We start from the raw sequence: 16,639 nt of genomic DNA, 5'->3' as shown, positions 1-16,639 counted from the left end.
GGCAGGAGCACACTCATGGATTTCATTCTTCTGGACTACACCACGCTGCGCGTGATCTGGTGGCTGCTGCTGGGCGTGCTGCTGGTCGGTTTCGCGGTGATGGACGGTTTCGACCTGGGCGTGGGCACGCTGCTGCCGTTCGTGGCCAGGACCGACGAGGAACGCCGGCTGGTGATCAACACGGTGGGCCCGGTATGGGAAGGCAACCAGGTGTGGCTGATCCTGGGCGGCGGCGCGATCTTCGCCGCGTGGCCGCCGCTGTACGCGGTCAGCTTCTCCGGCTTCTACCTGGCGATGTTCGTGATCCTGTTCGCGCTGATCCTGCGCCCGGTCGGCTTCAAGTACCGCGGCAAGCTGCAGAGCCAGGCATGGCGCGACAACTGGGACCGCGCGCTGTTCATCGGCGGCTTCGTGCCGGCGCTGATCATGGGCGTGGCCGTGGGCAACGTGCTGCTCGGCGTGCCGTTCCACTTCGACGACAGCCAGCGCGTGTTCTACACCGGCAGCTTCTTCGGCCTGCTGACCCCGTTCGCCCTGCTGGCCGGCCTGCTCAGCGTGGCCATGCTGGTCGCCCACGGCGCGTCGATGCTGGTGCTCAAGACCGACGGCCCGGTGGCCGAACGCTCCGCTCGCCTGGGCAGCATCGCCGCGTTGGTCAGCTTCGTGCTGTTCGCCGCCGGCGGCGCGTGGGTGGCGCTGGGCCTGCCCGGCTATGCGATCACCTCGCCGCTGGTCACCGACGGCGCCAGCAACCCGCTGCTCAAGAGCGTGGAGATCACCGCCGCCGGTGGCTGGCTGCACAATTACTCCAGCATGCCGGCCACGCTGCTGGCGCCGGCGGCCGGCCTGCTCGGCGCGCTCGCCGCGGCGGTGTTGCTGCGCAGGCGCCGCGGTGGACTTGCGTTCATCGCCTCGGGTACGTCGATCGCCGGCATCATCCTCACCGTGGGCTTCGCGGCCTTCCCGTTCCTGCTGCCGTCCTCCAGCCAGCCCGGCTCCAGCCTGGTTGCCTGGGATGCCTCGTCCAGCCACCTGACCCTGTGGATCATGCTGCTGGCCACGGTGCTGCTGCTGCCCATCGTCATCGCCTACACCATCTGGGTGTACCGCGTGCTCAAGGGCAAGACCACGCTGCAGGAAATGGGCGACAACCCCAACGCCTACTGACAACGACACACCAAGGAGTTCCCCCATGTGGTATTTCGCCTGGATTCTCGGCGTCGGCCTGGCCTCCACCGCCGCCATCCTCAACGGCATGTGGTTCGAAGCCCGCGAACAGCGCAGGATCGAAGAAAAGCGATAGGAAAACACGCCCGCGGTATTGCAAGAATGCGTGCCGGGGAGTATCTTTCCGCCTCCTTCGCGGGGTGTAGCTCAGTCTGGTAGAGCGCTACGTTCGGGACGTAGAGGTCGCAGGTTCGAATCCTGTCTCCCCGACCAAAGGTCGAAACACGCAAGCCCGGCCGACGGCAACGTCGGCCGGGCTTTTTCGTGGGCCAAGCGCCGCCGCCGGGCACGGTGCCGGACGCCTGGCGACAGCCCCGCGGCGGCGATGAAAACAGTTGCACGCACCCTGCCTCGCCGCTATCATAGGCGGCTCCTTCGGGGTGTAGCTCAGTCTGGTAGAGCGCTACGTTCGGGACGTAGAGGTCGCAGGTTCGAATCCTGTCTCCCCGACCAGTTCGACAGAAGCCGGCCTTGTGCCGGCTTTTGTCTTTTCGCCCTTGCGAACCCGCCGCGCCATCGCGCGGCGACGCCGGGAACCACTCCCGGCGGTTCCTTTCGTCATTCCGCGGACCGCGCGGTCGCGTCCTGTCCGCGCCGGAGCCACGCAATGTCCAATCCCGCGTCCACGGCACCACGGCCTTCGCTGTTCAAGGGCCGCCTGCTCGCCTTCGCCGCCATCATCCTGGTGGCGGCCAACCTGCGCAGCGCGGTCACTTCGCTGACGCCACTGCTGGACCGCCTGGGCCACCTGTTCGATTTCGGCAGCACCATGACCGGGGTGCTCGGCATGATGCCCACGGCCGCGTTCGCCGCATTCGCCCTGGGCACGCCGCGCCTGATCCGCCGGGTCGGACTGGAACGCACCGCGGTACTGACCATGCTGCTGGCCACCGCCGGCCTGCTGCTGCGCGCCAGCGCCGGCGGCGTCGGCATGTTGCTGGCCGGCTCGGCGGTGGCACTGGCCGGCATGGGCATCGGCAACGTGGTGGTGCCGCCGCTGGTCAAGCGTTACTTCGCCGACCGCGTCGGCACGTTGAGCACGCTCTACATCACCGTGCTGCAGGCCGGCACGATGGTCCCCGCACTGCTCGCTGTGCCGGTGGCCGACCGTTTCGACTGGCGCGTCTCGCTGGGCATGTGGTCGCTGCTGTCGCTGGCCGCGCTGTTGCCCTGGGTGTTGCTGGCGCGGCGCACGCCGCGGCCCCGGCACACCGCGGACGCCGCCGTGGCGCACGCGCCGGGACGGGTGTGGAAGACCCCGCTGGGCTGGGGCATGGCGCTGATGTTCGGCATGACGTCGCTGGGTACCTATTCGCTGTTCACCTGGCTGCCCAAGGTGATGGTCGAGGCCGGCGCGAGCGAGGCCTTTGGCGGGGTCATGGTCGCGCTGTATTCGGCCATCGGCCTGCTGCCGTCGCTGCTGGTGCCGGCGCTGGCGGTGCGCATGCGCAATCCGTTCCCGATCGCGATGCTGGTGGTCGGCCTCAATGCCGTCGCCTTCGCCGGCCTGCTGTGGGCACCAATGCAGGCGCCGTGGCTGTGGGTGGTGATCGCCGGGCTGGGCCCGTCGACGTTCCCGCTGGGGCTGACCCTGATCAACCTGCGCACGCGCACCCCCGCCGGCTCGGCCGCGTTGTCGGGCTTCATGCAGGGCGTGGGCTACAGCCTGGCCTGCCTCGGGCCACTGCTGTTCGGCTGGCTGCATGGCCTCAGCGGCGGCTGGGCCGGGTCGTTCGCCTTCCTGATGCTGTGTTCACTGGTGCTGCTGGTCGCGGCATGGTTCGCGTGCAAGCCACAGCAGCTCGAGGACCATTGGAGCTAGGAAGCCGTTGGGGGAACGGGGAACGAGAGGACGCAGAAGCAGGGATGGACCCTGCCTCGTTCCTGGCTGCGCCTCACGGGTTCCTGGCTTTCATCCCCTGACCTGGCCGTCGCCACGCACCACGAAACGCTCCACGGTAAGTGCCTCCAGGCCCATCGGGCCGTAGGCGTGCAGGCGCGTGGTGGAGATGCCGATTTCCGCGCCCAGCCCCAGTTCGCCGCCGTCGGAGAAGCGCGACGAGGCGTTGACCATCACCACCGCCGAGCGCAGCGCGTGCACGAAGGCGTCGGCGTGGGCCGGGTCGCCGGTGGCGATGACTTCGGTGTGGTCGGAAGTATGCCGGCGGACATGGGCGATCGCCGCATCCAGCGAATCGACCACCCGTATCGCCAGGATCAGGTCCAGGTACTCGGCCGCGTAGTCGGCCTCGTCCGCCGGCGCCACGCCGGCGACCAGCGCGCGGGTGGCGGCATCGCCGCGCAGTTCGACCCCGCGTGCGCGCAGCGCGTCGGCCGCCAGCGGCAGGAAGCGCGGCGCGATGTCGGCATGCACCAGCAGGGTCTCCAGCGAATTGCACGCCGCCGGACGCGACACCTTGCCGTCGACCAGCAGGCCCAGCGCCAGTTGCAGGTCGGCGCTGTCGTCCACGTACAGGTGGCACACGCCCTTGTAGTGCTTGATCACCGGTACCCGCGCATGTTCGGCGACGAAGCGGATCAGGCCCTCGCCACCGCGCGGGATCGCCAGGTCGACGATGTCGTTGAGCTGCAGCAGTTCCAGCATGGTCTCGCGGCGCAGGTCCTCCACCAGGGTCAGCGCGGCATCGGGTACCCCGGCCCCGCGCAGCGCACGCTTGAGCGCGGCGGCGATCGCGGTATTGGAATGGATCGCCTCCGAGCCGCCGCGCAGGATCACGCCGTTGCCGGCCTTGATGCACAGCGCCGCGGCGTCGGCGGTCACGTTCGGGCGCGCCTCGTAGATCATCGCGATCACCCCAGCGGCACGCGCACCTTCTGCACGCGGATGCCGTTGGGCCGCGTGTCGTCGCGGGTCACCTGGCCGACCGGATCCGGCAGCGCGGCAACCTCGCGCAGGGCGTTGGCCACGCCGGCCAGGCGCTGCCGGTCCAGGGCGAGCCGGTCGAGCATCGCCGTGCCCACGCCCTTGTCGCGCGCGGCCTGCAGGTCGCGCGCATTGGCGGCGAGGATGGCGCCGGCATCGGCATCGAGCGCATCGGCCATCGACGCCAGCAGTGCGCACCGTGCATCGCTGGAAAGGCGCGCCAGCACCTGCGAGGCGTCGCGGCACTGCTCGGCGAGGGTCTTGATGTCGGTCATGCGTACTGCTCCCGGGAGGATGCGGACCGGTGCCAGCTGCCGCGGGCGTAGGCCGGCGCAGTCATGGCAGCAGCACCAGGTCGTCGCGGTGGATCACGTTGTCGCCATAGGTGTAGCCGAGGATGGCCTCGATCTCGCGGGTGTGGCGGCGGCCGATGCGGCGCAGGTCCAGTGCCGAGTACTGGCTGATGCCACGCGCCACGCAGGACGCACCGCCCTCGCCGTCCACCCGTACTTCGATCATGTCGCCGCGGCGGAACTCGCCCAGCGCATCGACCACGCCGCCGGGCAGCAGCGAGGCGCCGTTCTCGCGCAGCGCACGCGCCGCACCCGCGTCGACCAGGATCGCCCCCGGCTCGACCGGCGCATGCCGCAGCCAGTACTTGCGCGCGGCGATGCGCGAGCGCCCCGCGTGCAGCCGGGTGCCGCGCAGCCGGCCCTGCGCGAGGCCGCGTACCACCTCGCCACTGCGGCCGTTGAACAGGAAGGTATCGATGCCGGCGGCGCCGGCCTTGGCCGCGGCCTGCAGCTTGGTCAACATGCCGCCGGTGCCGACCGCGCTGCCGCTGCCGCCGGCCATCGCCATCACCGCGGCGTTCAGTTCGACGACCTCGTCGATTGGCCGCGCCTGCGGGTCGCGGCGCGGATCGGCGGTGTACAGCCCGTCGATATCGGTGGCGATGAACAGCGCGTCGGCATCGACCAGCGCGGCGACGATGGCCGCCAGGTTGTCGTTGTCGCCCAGCTTCAGCTCGTCCACCGAAACGGTGTCGTTCTCGTTGACCACCGGCAACGCGCCCAGCGCCAGCAGCTCGTTGAGGGTGGCGCGCGCGTTGAGGTAGCGGCGGCGGTTGCGCAGGTCGTCGTGGGTGAGCAGCACCTGCGCCACCGGGCGCTCGAAGAAGCGTTGCCACAGGGCGATCAGCTGCGCCTGGCCGAGCGCGGCAAGCGCCTGCCGCGCGGCCATGGTCGCGCCGGCCTCGGCCACCTTCGGCACGATCGCGCGGCCGGCGGCGACCGCGCCCGAGGAGACGATCACCACCTCGCGGCCGGCCACCAGGTTGGCCGAGACGAACTGCGCCAGCCCCAGCGCGAAGCGCGGGGTCAGGCCGCCGCCATCGGCGGCCAGCAGACTGCTGCCGACCTTGAGCACCGCGCGCCGCCACGGCGGCAGCGGCTGCTCGGCGAACGGCGAAGGCGCGGTGTCGTTCATGGGCTCAACGCGTGTTCCATTCATGGACGGTCAGGTCCGAGCAGTCCTGCAGGACCAGCGGATCGGTGGCGACGATGGCACGTGCCTGCGCCAGGTCGTCGACGTTGCACAACACGTAGGCGCCGCCGCTGCCGTCGCCGAAGCCGCCGGTCAGGTGCAGCCGCCCCTGCGCGCGCAGCGCATCGAGGAACGCCTTGTGCGGTTCGATCACGCCCGCGTCAAACGTCGGCTTGCGCAGGGCCATCACCAGGTACAGCTTCACGTTGTTCTCCATGACACGAAGTCCCGTCGCGGATGTTGCACTGCCGCGCGGCAGATGTGGGGGATGCTTTCGTTTCCAACCAACCGGCAATCGCACGTGGATGCGGGTCTGCCCCGCATGCCTTTCCGGCCAAACCCCGTGCCGGGCAAGCCCGGCACCTACACGGCAACGTAGATGCGGGGCTTGCCCCGCATGCGGTCTTCACGGCCAAACCCCGTGCCGGGCGAGCCCGGCACCTACGGTTGCAATGCCGCCCAGCGCGCCTGCAGTTCGTCCAGCCGCAGGTCGGCGGCCGCGCCCGGCGACACCCGCGCGGCAAGGCTGCCTTCGGGCGTGCGCCCCTGTCCGGCCGTGTCCGCCGCCGCGGCCGCGGCCTTGTAGGCGTCACGGAACGGTACGCCGGCCAGTGCCGCCTCGACCGCCACGTCGGTGGCATACATGCCCGAATCGATGGCGGCGCGGATGTTGTCGTCGCGCCAGTCCAGGTTGGACAACAGTGCCGGCAGCAGCTCCAGCGCCGACAGCCCGCGGCCGAAGCCATGGAAGATCGCGCCCTTGGACGCCTGCAGGTCGCGGTGGTAGCCCGACGGCAGCGACAGCAGCTGCTCGATCTCGGTACGCGCGGCGGCGACGCTGGCGTGGGTGGCGCGCATCAGCTCGATCACGTCCGGGTTGCGCTTGTTGGGCATGATCGAACTGCCGGTGGTGTACTGCGCCGGCAGCGCCACGAAGGCGAACTCGCCGGTGGTGAACAGCGACAGGTCCCAGGCGATGCGGCGCAGGTCCAGGGTCGCCCCGCCCAGCGCCTCCAGCGCGGCCAGCTCGAACTTGCCGCGCGACAGCTGCGCGTAGATCGGGCTGACCTGCATGCGCGCGAACCCCAGTGCACGCGTGGTGTGCTCGCGGTCCAGCGGCAGGTTGACGCCGTAACCGGCCGCCGTGCCCAGCGGATTGCAGTCGAGCAACCGGCGCGTATCGGCCGCGCGCACCGCGTTGTCGATGAAGGCCTCGGCCCAGCCCGCCCACCACATGCCGGCCGAGGACACCACGGCGCGCTGGATGTGGGTGTAACCGGGCAGCGGCTGCTGCTGTTCGGCGACGGCGCGGTCCAGCGCCACTTTCGCCACCTCGCGGCTGATCTCCGCCACCCGTGCCAGCTTTTCCTTGAGCCACAGCCGGGTGGCGACCAGGATCTGGTCGTTGCGGCTGCGGCCGGTGTGGATCTTGCGCCCGGCATCGCCCAGGCGCTCGGTCAGGCGCGCCTCGATCGCCGAATGGCAGTCCTCGTACTGCTCATCCAGCACGAACGCACCACTGCGGAAATCCTCGGCCAGCAGCACCAGTTCGCGCTTGAGCGCGGCCAGCTCGTCGGCCGACAGGATGCCGATATGCTGCAGGCCTTCGGCATGCGCGGTGCTTGCCTGGATGTCGTGCAGGAAGAACTCGCGGTCCAGGATCACGTCGTCGCCGGCGAGGAAGGCCTGGATCTTCGCGTCCACCGCGACGCCGGGTTTCTGCCACAACAGGTTGGTCATCGGAAATCTCTCGGAATGGGCGTGGGATGGGTCAATGCGGGATCGCGGCCAGCTCGGGCAGGCCCAACGCCAGGTTGAGGTTCTGCAGCGCCTGCGTCGCCGCGCCCTTGAGCAGGTTGTCCAGGGTCGCCACCACCACCACGCGCTTGTTGCCCGGGGCCAGGGTGAAGCCGCCGATCTGCACGCCATGGCGGCCGGCGATGCGGCTGACCCATGGCGCGTCGTCCACCACCTCCACCAGCGGCTCGCCGGCATAACGCTGCCGGTAAAGCGCCATCACCTGTTCGCGCGTGAGCGGCTGCTGCAGCCACAGGTTGACGGTCATGGTGATGCCGCGGAAGTGCGGGGCGACGTGCGGCATGAACTCCACCGGCACGCCGAGCCGGGTGGAGACCTCGCGCTCGTGCACGTGGTTGGTCAGCGCGTACGGCATCAGGTTGTCGCGCAGCAGCTCGGTGTTGTTCTTGTCCGAGGGCGTGGTACCGGCACCGGAATACCCCGACACGCCGAAACAGGCCGGCGGCCCGGCCAGCTGCGACAGCAGCGGCGTGATCGCCAGCTGCATGGCAGTGGCGTAGCAGCCCGGGTTGCTGATGCGCTTCTGCCCGGCGTACGCATCGCGGGTCAGCTCCGGCAGGCCGTAATACCAGGCATTGTCGAAGCGGTAGTCGGCGGAGAGATCCACGATCACCGTTTCCGGGCGGGCGGCATCCAGCGCGGCCACGAAGGGCCCGGCCTTGCCATTGGGCAGGGCCAGGATCACCGCATCGGCGCCCTTGGCGGCCACCGCCTGCGGGTCGAGGCTCTCGTAGCGCAGCTCGCCGCGGTAGCCGTCGTTGTGATCGGCCACGCGCTGGCCGTCCAGCTCGCGCGAGGAAACGAAGGCCAGTTCGATCCGCGGGTGCGCGGCGATCAGCCGGATCAGCTCGGCGCCGGTATGGCCGCGGGCACCGACGATGCCCAGCGAGAATTTGCTGTCGGTCATGAATGCGAATCCAGTAGGGACCGCAGATGGCGGCGTACCGCCGGCCATTCGCTGTCGAGGATGGAGAACACCACGGTGTCGCGCGGCGTGCCGTCGGCGTGGCGCTTGTGGTTGCGCAGCACGCCGTCCTGCCTCGCGCCGAGCCGGGCAATGGCGCTACGCGAGGCATGGTTGAACCAGCTGGTCTCGAAGCCGACGCCGATGCAGCCCAGCGCCTCGAAGGCATGGCGCAGCAACAGCAGCTTGGCTTCGGTGTTCACGCCGGTGCGCTGCACCCGGGGTGGTACCAGGTGAAGCCGATGTTCAGCCGCGGCACCCCGGCGTCCAGTGCGTAACAGCGGGTGCAGCCGACCACTTCGCCGCGGCTGTCGCGGACCGCGAACGGCAGCGCCTCGCCCCGTGCCTGCGCGTCCAGCGCCGCCGCGACGTAGTGCTCCACCGCCTCCGGCGCCGGCACGTTGGCGTACCACAGGCGCGACAGCTCGCCCCCGCCCAGCGCCTGCCGCAGCGCGGGCACGTGTTCAATGCGCAGCGGTTCCAGCGGCACATGCGCGCCGCGCAGCTCCGGCACGGTGTTCCAGCAGGCATTGGCCGTGGCCCCGGTCATGGCGTCATCCCTGCAGGCTGGCCTTGCGCCGGCCGCAGTGCTCGACGAAGCCGCGGATGCGGTCGAAGTCGCTGGCGCCGAACCAGAACACCTTCCAGTGGTCCAGCTTGTAGCAGCCGTCGGACTCGGCGTAGTAGAAGTGGTTGACCGGGTTGCCGTTGCGCGAGCGCCAGAACAGCTGCGGGGTTTCCTCCAGCATCACGTTCCATACCGCGCGACCCAGGCCTTCGCCCTGCGCGTCGTCGAGCACGGCGAACTTGTCCAGGTACACGCCCTCGGCCTCGTCGGTGAGGATCACCGCGGTACGGTAGTTCTCGCTGACATAGGCGCGCAGCAGCCGGGTCTTCTCGAAATAGTCGGGTACGAGCCTGCGGCCGAAGCTGGATTCGATCAGTGCCTTCAGCCGCGCGGTGTCCAGCTGCTCCCAGGACGTGGCCTTGAGCACCTTCTCGCCGCGCCGGACCAGGGTGCCGGAGCCCTTGTGGGTGAACAGCTCCTTGGCCAGGTCGGCCGGGCGCGTGATCGAGACCGAGGATTCCTCCGGCAGCCTGTCCAGCAGGTCCTTGATCTGTTCGATCTTGACCTTCATGCCACCGTGCAGCCACGGCTGCTGGATCAGGTGCTCGTACTCGGTGGACAGGTTGATCGAATCGATCAGCCTGCCGTCGGCATCGAGCAGGCCGCCGGTGCCGGTGAGGAAGATGATCTTGTACGGCTGCAGCTCCTGCACCAGTTCGTTGGCGGCGAAGTCGGCGTTGACGTTGAGGATCTGCCCGCTCGGGGTCTCGCCCAGCGAGGTGATGACCGGGATCGAGCCGGCGCGCAGGCTGGCCTCGATCGGCGCCAGGTTGACCCGCTTCACCTCGCCGACCAGCCCGTAGGTGTCACGGTCCAGGTACTCGGCCTCGAACACGCCGCCGGTGATGGAGGTGGCGCGGGCGCCGTTCTGCTGCAGTGCCTCGACCAGCTGCAGGTTGGACTGCTGGAACACCTTGCGCACGATCGCCAGCGCTTCGGGGGTGGTCACGCGCAGGCCGTTGACGGTGTGCTTCTCGATGCCGGCGGCCGCCAGCTCGGCATCGAGCTGCGGGCCGGCGCCGTGCAGCACGATCGGGGTCAGCCCGACTTCCTGCAGGAACGACAGCGAGGACGTCAGCGCCTCCAGGTCGTCGCGCAGCACCGCGCCGCCGACCTTGACCACGGCGAAGCGCTTGGCGTCCAGCTGCGAGAAGCGCTTGAGGTACTGGCTGATCTCCTTCGCGCTGGCCATGCTCGAGAGCAGGCGCACGATGGTCTGGCGGGTCTGGCGGTGGGGTTGCATGGTGGGCAGTTCGTCTGTCTTGGGGGTGGAACGCGGCGATCAGGCGCCGCGCTGCAGGATGGTGAGGACCGAACCGGCGTAGCGCTGCAGCTGCTCCAGCGTCACGAACTCGTCGGCCGTGTGGGCCTGGGCGATGTCGCCGGGGCCGTAGACCATCGTGGTGTAGCCGGCGGCCGAGAACAGCGAGGCCTCGGTCCAGAAATCGACCGCGTTGCCGATCGGCAGGCCCAGCTCCTCGGCGATGTCGCGCGCGGCCAGGCGGCGTTCCTCGGCGCGGGCGATGTCGCCGGACGGCAGGCTCGGACCGCGGAAGGTCTCCTCGAAGTGCGCGGCCGCCGGCTCGGCGAAAGCGGCAAAGGTGGCCAGCAGCTGGTCGATATCCATCGACGGCAGCGGGCGGAAGCCGAAGCGCAGCTCGGCCTCGGGCGCGATCATGTTGGCCTTGATGCCGCCTTCGACGCGGCCGATGTTGAAGCGCAGCCCGGTCAGCCCGCCGAAGCGGGCATGCGCCAGCGACTGCACATGGTCCAGCGCGCGGCCGCCCCAGCGCATGGCCTGGTGCAGCGCGCTGGCCGCGGCGTCCTGCTGCCCGGAGGCATGGCCGGCGCGGCCGCTGAACTTCATCAGCACCGAACTGATGCCACGGTGCGCCAGCACCGCCTCGCCCAGGGTCGGCTCGGCCACCAGCACCGCCTCATACGGGATGCCGCGGGCCAGGAAGGCCGCGATGCAGCGCGGGTCGTTGGCTTCTTCGTCCGAGGAGAACAGGAAGGCCGCATCGCCGTCGCTGAGGTTGGCGGCCGCCACCAGCGCGGCCGCGGCGCCCTTGATGTCGCATACGCCGAGGCCGACCACGCGGTCGTCCAGGCGCCGCATCACGTGCGGATCGGCACTCCAGTGCGGCGAATCCGGCACCGTGTCCAGGTGCACGTTGAACAGGTATCTGGGCGTGCCACGCACCGCGTACAGGCTGACCGCGCCCGCGCCGTGGTCGGTCACCTCCACCTGGAACCCGGGCAGGTTCGCGCGCAGGTAATCGAAAATGCCGCCGGTGGTGATCGCGCGCGGCGGGTTGCGGGTGTCGAAGGCCACCAGCTTTTCCAGGTGCGCCAGGGTGTTGTCGAGCAGGTCGGTCATCGGAATGGAAGTAGAGGTGGGAGCCGGTGGTGTGCCCACCGGTCAGGTGGCGGCGCTGACGATTTCCATCAGCCGTTCTGGCCGGGCCGGCGCGACGAAGCCGTAGCGCGCGTACAGGCCATGCGCGTCGAGCGTCGCCAGCATGAAGCGGCGCAGTCCCTGCAGCTGCGGATGGGCCACGACCGCGTCCATCAGCTGCACGGCATGCCCGCGCCCGCGATGCGCCGGCAGGACGAACACGTCGGCCAGGTAGGCGAACGTGGCCGCGTCGGTGATGACCCGCGCGAACGCCACCTGCCCGGCACCATCAAGGTAGCCGCCGAAGCACAGCGAGCCGGCGATCGCACGCTCCACCGTTTCCCTCGCAACGCCGGGGCTCCAGTAGGCCCCGGTCGAGAGGAAGCGGTGGATCAGGGGAACGTCGAGTTCCCCCTTGTCGGTGCTGATGCGCAGCCCACCCATGCCGTCGCGCTCAGCCGTGGTTGACCTGTGCGTACAGCGTGGAGCTCATGCCGAACAGCTTGATGAAACCCTCGGCCTCCTCCACGCCCCAGTCGGCCGACTGCGCGTACGTCGCGCCCTTGGCGTTGAGGATGTGCGGCGAGCGCACCGCCACCGCATCGACGCGGGCGCCACGGGTCTCCAGCACCACTTCGCCGTTGACCTTGCCCTGCGAGGACCGCAGGAACGCCTCCAGGTCGGTCTTCAGCGGGTCGTGGTAGAAGCCTTCGTAGACCAGCTCCACCCACTTGCGCGCCACGTCCGGCTTGAAGCGGTTCTGCTGCTTGGTCAGCACCGCGTCTTCCAGCGCGCGGTGCGCGGCCAGCAGCGCGGTCAGGCCCGGCGCCTCGAACACGATCCGGCCCTTCAGCCCGATCACGGTGTCGCCGGTGTACACGCCGCGACCGACGCCGTACGGGGCGAACAGCCTGTTGAGCCGGGCCAGGATCTGCTCGCCCGGCAGCGCCTTGCCGTCCAGTTCCACCGCTTCGCCATGGACGAACTTCAGGGTCACGGTCAGCGGCTCGATCGGCCACGCGCTGCGCGGCGCGCACCAGCCGCGCGCGCCCTCGCCCGGCGCCTCCCACTTGTCGATCTCGCCGCCGGACATGGTCACGCCCAGCAGGTTCTCGTTGATGGTGTAGGCCTTCTGCTTGGCACGCACGCCGAAGCCACGCTCTTCCAGGTAGGCCTGCTCGTAGGCACGGGTCTGGGTGTGCTCCTTCTGGATCTCGCGGATCGGGGCGAGGATGCGGTAATCGCCCTGCGCCTTGACCGCCAGGTCGAAGCGCACCTGGTCGTTGCCCATGCCGGTGCAGCCGTGGGCGATGGCGTTGGTGCCCAGCTCGGCGGCGCGCGCGAGGGCGGCATCGACGATCAGGTAACGGTCGGACACCAGCAGCGGGTACTGGCCCTGGTAGCCCTCGCCGGCCCACACGAACGGCTTGACGAAGCCTGCCCAGATCGCCGGGCCACCATCGACGGTGACGTGGCTGGCCACGCCCAGTTCGGCGGCGCGCTTCTCGATCGTCTCGCGCTCTTCGGCGTCCACGCCGCCGGTGTCGGCGAACACGGTGTGCACGTTCCAGCCGCGCTCCTTCAGGTAGGGCACGCAGAAGCTGGTGTCCAGGCCGCCGGAGAAGGCCAGGACGATGTCGCGGGATTCGTTGGGAGTAGTCATGTGCGGATCTCGTGGGGCGGCGCGTGGGCCGCCGTTGTTGAATCGGGGGAAGGGAAAGCGGCGGGACGGATCAGCGGACCAGCGCGGCCATGATCGCCTTCTGCACGTGCAGGCGGTTCTCGGCCTCGTCGATGGCGATGCACTGCGGCGAATCCATCACCGCGTCGGTGGCCTTGACGTTGCGGCGCAGCGGCAGGCAATGGCTGAACACGCCGTTGTTGGTGAGCGCCATCTTGGCCTCGTCGACGATGAAGTGCCTGTACTGGTCGCGGATGGGCTTTTCCGGCGCCCAGTTGCCGAAGTACGGCAGTGCGCCCCAGCTCTTGGCATAGACCACGTCGGCACCGCGGTAGGCGCTTTCGATGTCATGGCTGACGCGCAGCGAGCCGCCGCTCTCGGCCACGTTCTGCGCGGCCCAGCCCATGTAACGCTCGTCGAGGATGTACTGCTCGTTGGGGCACAGCAGGGTCACGTCCATGCCCAGGCGGGTGGCGATGGTCAACGCCGAGTTGGCCACCGCGGTGTTCAGCGGCTTGGGATGGTAGGTCCAGGTCAGCACGTACTTCTTGCCGCGCAGGTCGCTGGTGCCGAAGTGCTCCTGCAGCGCCAGCGCATGCGCCAGTTCCTGGCAGGGATGGGTGATGGTCTCCATGTTGATCACCGGCACCGGCGAGTACTTCGCGAACGCCTTGAGCACGATGTCCTGGCGGTCGTACTGCCAGTCCACGAACTTCGGGAAGGCGCGCACGCCGATGAGGTCGACGTAGCGCCCCAGCACCTTCGCCACTTCGGCGATGTGCTCTTCGGTGTCGCCATCCATCACCGTGCCCAGGTCGAACTCGATCGGCCACGCGTCCTTGCCCGGCTGCAGCACGATGGCATGGCCGCCGAGCTGGAACGCGCCCAGCTCGAAGCTGGTGCGGGTACGCATGGACGGATTGAAGAACACCAGCGCGATGGACCTGCCCTTCAGGTCGTCGCCCAGCTTGTTGCGCTTGAACAGGGCCGCCTGGGTCAGCAGCGCGTCGAGTTCGGCGCGGCTCCAGTCCTGGGTGTTCAAGAAGTGCTTCACAGACATCGATCCATCCTTTGCTGGTGCGGGGGACCACCGTTGCCGGCGGCAGGATGCGCGGACGCGCGGCTCATTGCAGTTGAAACTTTCGTGGAGCAGAAACGAAAAAACCCAGCCGGGGGCTGGGTTTTCCGAACAGACAGCACAAGGCTCCGGTTTACCCAGCGAATATGTGGGGTTCCGGTCGGCGGGCACGCGAGGTCATGCCGGAGGCCATCCGGGCGGTGCTGGTTTCGTGCTGGAAGCTGTTCGCCTTCATCGTCGCGCATGGTCGCACGCGTTCCGGCACCACGCAAGTGCCGCGATGCAACAATCAGGGATTCGCCGGCCCCTGCTCCAGGCCCTCGCCCAGCTCGGGGGTGATCGACACCCGCAGCTTCAGGCGGTTGCCCGGATCCTCGGGCAGGCGCGAGCGGAACTTGACGCCCTTGTAGACGTAATCCACGTCATAGGCGATGGGCCGGCGGAACTCGCGGCCGACCTCGATGATCCGGCATTCGGGGGTGAGCAGCGCGCCATTGTTGCCGGCGCCCACGGTACGCACTTCCCTTTCGGCCTCGTCCTCGCCGTCCTGGTGGCTGAAAATGCCCTTGACCGAATCCCAGAAGCGACGGAAGCCGCCCTTCTGCTCCTCGCCCTTGACCTCCACCGGCGCCAGCGTCAGCGTGGACACCGGCTCGCAGTGTTCCTCGGTGCGGGTGGCACGCAGGGTCTGGAACACCGGCTCGACGTTCAATACCTGCGCATAGTCGTAGCGCACGTTCTCGACGATCACCACGCGATTGCGCAGGTCGGTGTTCTGGGCCGCGGCCGGCATGGCGGACGCGGCCAGCAGGCAGGCCATGGACAGCGACACGGGAGCGCGCTTCATCGACACGTCAACGGGGATGGATGAGGGATGACCACCGATATAGTGTAGGCGCGGCAGGGGATGGAGGCTGAACATTACCCGTCCATCGCGCCGCTGCCCAGCCCGGGCGTGCCCGCCCGGCCCCGGCCCGCTAGAATTGCCGGCTCTGTTTTCGCTCCCACGGCACGCCCATGGCCCTGCATCTGTACAACACCCTGACCCGGCAGCTGGAGCGGTTCGCCCCGCTGGACCCGGCCGCCCCGACCATGTACGTGTGCGGCCCGACCGTCTACAACTACGTGCACATCGGCAACGCCCGCGGCCCGGTGGTGTTCGGGGTGCTCGCGGCCCTGCTGCGGCGCAGTTTCGGCGGCCTGCGCTACGCCCGCAACATCACCGACGTCGACGACAAGATCAACGCCGCGGCGCGCGACCAGGGCGTGCAGATCGCGGCCATCACCGACCGCTTCGCCGCCGCCTACCGCGAGGACATGGCCGCCCTGGGCGTGGCGCCGCCGGACATCGAGCCGGAAGCCACCGCCCACATCCCGCAGATCATCGCCATGATCGAGCGGCTGATCGAAGCCGGGCACGCCTATGCCGCCGAGGGCCACGTGCTGTTCGCGGTCGCCACCTTCGACGGCTACGGCAAACTGTCGCGGCGCGACCCGGACGAAATGCTGGCCGGCGCCCGCGTCGAAGTGGCCCCGTACAAGCGCGACGCCGGCGACTTCGTGCTGTGGAAGCCGTCCAGCGACGACCTGCCCGGCTGGGAATCGCCATGGGGCCGCGGCCGCCCGGGCTGGCACATCGAATGCTCGGCGATGGCCGCCGCCCACCTGGGCGACACCATCGACATCCACGCCGGCGGCGTGGACCTGCAGTTCCCGCACCACGAAAACGAGATCGCGCAGAGCGAATGCGCCCACGGCGGCCGCACCTTCGCCCGCTTCTGGCTGCACAACGGCATGCTCAACTTCGGCGGCGCCAAGATGAGCAAGTCGCTGGGCAACATCGAGCGGGTGCACGACCTGGTGCGCCAGCATCCGCCCGAGGCGCTGCGCTATGCGCTGCTGTCGGCCCACTACCGGCAGCCGCTGGACTGGTCCGACGCGCTGATCGAGCAGTCCGTGCGCACCCTGGACCGGCTGTACGGCACCCTGCGCGACCTGGCCGATGTCGACGCCACCGCCGTGATTCCGGCCGCGGTCGAGGCGGCGCTGGACGACGACCTCAACACGCCGCTGGCACTGGCCGAGGTGGCACGCATCGCCAGCGAGGCACGCAAGGCGGAAGGCGCGATCGAGAAGGCGCGCCTGAAGGGCGAACTGCTCGGTGCCGGGCTGGCGCTGGGGCTGCTGCAGCAGGCGCCGGCGGCATGGTTCGGGCGTGGCGCGGACGCCGGCGACGATGCCCGCATCCAGGCCCTGATCGACGCACGCATCGCCGCCAAGCAGGCGCGCGATTTCGCCCGCGCCGATGCCATCCGCGACCAGCTGGCCGCCGAGAACATCGTCCTGGAGGACACGCCGCAGGGCGTGCGCTGGAAACGTGGCTGAGCCATTGCCGTGAGCCGTGGCCGGGACAGGC

Annotated in this window: 14 protein-coding genes, 2 tRNA genes and 2 pseudogenes; 6 read left to right on the top strand and 12 right to left on the bottom strand. The window is 69.3% G+C overall.

Annotation, left to right across the window (positions count from 1 at the left end):
- Nucleotides 1-15: 15 nt before the first annotated feature.
- From B1L07_07105 to B1L07_07085, 5 genes are all read left to right on the top strand, one after another.
- The gene (locus B1L07_07105) at nucleotides 16-1,167 is read left to right on the top strand and encodes a cytochrome d ubiquinol oxidase subunit II (GenBank protein AUZ54899.1); all 1,152 of its coding nucleotides are present in this window, start codon (nucleotides 16-18) and stop codon (nucleotides 1,165-1,167) included.
- 25 nt (nucleotides 1,168-1,192) lie between these two features.
- The gene (locus B1L07_07100) at nucleotides 1,193-1,303 is read left to right on the top strand and encodes a cyd operon protein YbgT (protein AUZ54898.1); all 111 of its coding nucleotides are present in this window, start codon (nucleotides 1,193-1,195) and stop codon (nucleotides 1,301-1,303) included.
- Nucleotides 1,304-1,363: 60 nt separating this feature from the next.
- Nucleotides 1,364-1,440: transfer RNA gene (locus B1L07_07095), tRNA-Pro, on the top strand.
- Nucleotides 1,441-1,603: 163 nt separating this feature from the next.
- Nucleotides 1,604-1,680 (top strand) — tRNA-Pro (locus tag B1L07_07090).
- A gap of 154 nt (nucleotides 1,681-1,834) precedes the next feature.
- Complete coding sequence (locus B1L07_07085) at nucleotides 1,835-3,049, top strand: MFS transporter (GenBank protein AUZ54897.1); 1,215 nt, start codon at nucleotides 1,835-1,837, stop codon at nucleotides 3,047-3,049.
- Nucleotides 3,050-3,139: 90 nt separating this feature from the next.
- On the opposite strand, the pseudogene B1L07_07080 reads toward B1L07_07085, so the two are convergent.
- From B1L07_07080 to B1L07_07025, 12 genes and pseudogenes are all read right to left on the bottom strand, one after another.
- A pseudogene (locus B1L07_07080) lies at nucleotides 3,140-4,386 on the bottom strand (glutamate-5-semialdehyde dehydrogenase).
- A 61-nt stretch (nucleotides 4,387-4,447) separates the two neighbouring features.
- Complete coding sequence (locus B1L07_07075) at nucleotides 4,448-5,599, bottom strand: glutamate 5-kinase (protein ID AUZ54896.1); 1,152 nt, start codon at nucleotides 5,597-5,599, stop codon at nucleotides 4,448-4,450.
- A gap of 4 nt (nucleotides 5,600-5,603) precedes the next feature.
- Nucleotides 5,604-5,873: a hypothetical protein gene (locus B1L07_07070; GenBank protein ID AUZ54895.1), complete on the bottom strand. Its 270-nt coding sequence runs from the start codon at nucleotides 5,871-5,873 to the stop codon at nucleotides 5,604-5,606.
- Nucleotides 5,874-6,097: 224 nt separating this feature from the next.
- Nucleotides 6,098-7,396 carry an argininosuccinate lyase gene (locus B1L07_07065; protein ID AUZ54894.1) on the bottom strand — a complete coding sequence of 433 codons (1,299 nt, stop codon included), beginning with the start codon at nucleotides 7,394-7,396 and terminating at the stop codon, nucleotides 6,098-6,100.
- 31 nt (nucleotides 7,397-7,427) lie between these two features.
- Nucleotides 7,428-8,381, bottom strand: coding sequence for an N-acetyl-gamma-glutamyl-phosphate reductase (locus B1L07_07060; protein AUZ54893.1), 954 nt, complete (start codon nucleotides 8,379-8,381; stop codon nucleotides 7,428-7,430).
- A pseudogene (locus B1L07_07055) lies at nucleotides 8,378-8,988 on the bottom strand (GNAT family N-acetyltransferase). The gene B1L07_07060 and the pseudogene B1L07_07055 overlap by 4 nt, the downstream one beginning before the upstream one ends.
- A 4-nt stretch (nucleotides 8,989-8,992) precedes the next feature.
- Nucleotides 8,993-10,309: an acetylglutamate kinase gene (locus tag B1L07_07050; protein AUZ54892.1), complete on the bottom strand. Its 1,317-nt coding sequence runs from the start codon at nucleotides 10,307-10,309 to the stop codon at nucleotides 8,993-8,995.
- Between the two features lie 39 nt (nucleotides 10,310-10,348).
- On the bottom strand, nucleotides 10,349-11,446 hold the full coding sequence (locus tag B1L07_07045) for an acetylornithine deacetylase (protein ID AUZ54891.1): 1,098 nt from the start codon (nucleotides 11,444-11,446) through the stop codon (nucleotides 10,349-10,351).
- A 42-nt stretch (nucleotides 11,447-11,488) separates the two neighbouring features.
- Nucleotides 11,489-11,908 (bottom strand): GNAT family N-acetyltransferase, encoded by a 420-nt coding sequence (locus B1L07_07040; protein AUZ54890.1) that lies wholly within the window; start codon nucleotides 11,906-11,908, stop codon nucleotides 11,489-11,491.
- A 10-nt stretch (nucleotides 11,909-11,918) separates the two neighbouring features.
- On the bottom strand, nucleotides 11,919-13,127 hold the full coding sequence (locus B1L07_07035) for an argininosuccinate synthase (GenBank protein AUZ54889.1): 1,209 nt from the start codon (nucleotides 13,125-13,127) through the stop codon (nucleotides 11,919-11,921).
- A 70-nt stretch (nucleotides 13,128-13,197) separates the two neighbouring features.
- Nucleotides 13,198-14,205 (bottom strand): acetylornithine carbamoyltransferase, encoded by a 1,008-nt coding sequence (locus B1L07_07030; GenBank protein AUZ54888.1) that lies wholly within the window; start codon nucleotides 14,203-14,205, stop codon nucleotides 13,198-13,200.
- Nucleotides 14,206-14,512: 307 nt separating this feature from the next.
- Complete coding sequence (locus B1L07_07025) at nucleotides 14,513-15,070, bottom strand: hypothetical protein (protein ID AUZ54887.1); 558 nt, start codon at nucleotides 15,068-15,070, stop codon at nucleotides 14,513-14,515.
- A gap of 170 nt (nucleotides 15,071-15,240) precedes the next feature.
- On the opposite strand from B1L07_07025, the gene B1L07_07020 reads away from it, so the two are divergent.
- The gene (locus tag B1L07_07020) at nucleotides 15,241-16,608 is read left to right on the top strand and encodes a cysteine--tRNA ligase (protein ID AUZ54886.1); all 1,368 of its coding nucleotides are present in this window, start codon (nucleotides 15,241-15,243) and stop codon (nucleotides 16,606-16,608) included.
- Nucleotides 16,609-16,639 lie beyond the last annotated feature (31 nt).

Origin of the sequence: Stenotrophomonas acidaminiphila, assembly GCA_002951995.1 — a bacterium.
Classification (GTDB): Bacteria; Pseudomonadota; Gammaproteobacteria; order Xanthomonadales; family Xanthomonadaceae; genus Stenotrophomonas; species Stenotrophomonas acidaminiphila_A.
The sequence above is the reverse complement of the archived record's forward strand: the minus strand, read 5'-3'. Positions and strand labels throughout refer to the sequence as shown.

Excerpts from the sequence above, each read along its gene's own strand:
- B1L07_07105 (AUZ54899.1), top strand. The coding sequence starts at position 16 with ATGGATTTCATTCTTCTGGACTACACCACGCTGCGCGTGATCTGGTGG.
- B1L07_07100 (AUZ54898.1), top strand. The coding sequence starts at position 1,193 with ATGTGGTATTTCGCCTGGATTCTCGGCGTCGGCCTGGCCTCCACCGCC.
- B1L07_07085 (AUZ54897.1), top strand. The coding sequence starts at position 1,835 with ATGTCCAATCCCGCGTCCACGGCACCACGGCCTTCGCTGTTCAAGGGC.
- B1L07_07075 (AUZ54896.1), bottom strand. The coding sequence starts at position 5,599 with ATGAACGACACCGCGCCTTCGCCGTTCGCCGAGCAGCCGCTGCCGCCG.
- B1L07_07070 (AUZ54895.1), bottom strand. The coding sequence starts at position 5,873 with ATGGAGAACAACGTGAAGCTGTACCTGGTGATGGCCCTGCGCAAGCCG.
- B1L07_07065 (AUZ54894.1), bottom strand. The coding sequence starts at position 7,396 with ATGACCAACCTGTTGTGGCAGAAACCCGGCGTCGCGGTGGACGCGAAG.
- B1L07_07060 (AUZ54893.1), bottom strand. The coding sequence starts at position 8,381 with ATGACCGACAGCAAATTCTCGCTGGGCATCGTCGGTGCCCGCGGCCAT.
- B1L07_07050 (AUZ54892.1), bottom strand. The coding sequence starts at position 10,309 with ATGCAACCCCACCGCCAGACCCGCCAGACCATCGTGCGCCTGCTCTCG.
- B1L07_07045 (AUZ54891.1), bottom strand. The coding sequence starts at position 11,446 with ATGACCGACCTGCTCGACAACACCCTGGCGCACCTGGAAAAGCTGGTG.
- B1L07_07040 (AUZ54890.1), bottom strand. The coding sequence starts at position 11,908 with ATGGGTGGGCTGCGCATCAGCACCGACAAGGGGGAACTCGACGTTCCC.
- B1L07_07035 (AUZ54889.1), bottom strand. The coding sequence starts at position 13,127 with ATGACTACTCCCAACGAATCCCGCGACATCGTCCTGGCCTTCTCCGGC.
- B1L07_07030 (AUZ54888.1), bottom strand. The coding sequence starts at position 14,205 with ATGTCTGTGAAGCACTTCTTGAACACCCAGGACTGGAGCCGCGCCGAA.
- B1L07_07025 (AUZ54887.1), bottom strand. The coding sequence starts at position 15,070 with ATGAAGCGCGCTCCCGTGTCGCTGTCCATGGCCTGCCTGCTGGCCGCG.
- B1L07_07020 (AUZ54886.1), top strand. The coding sequence starts at position 15,241 with ATGGCCCTGCATCTGTACAACACCCTGACCCGGCAGCTGGAGCGGTTC.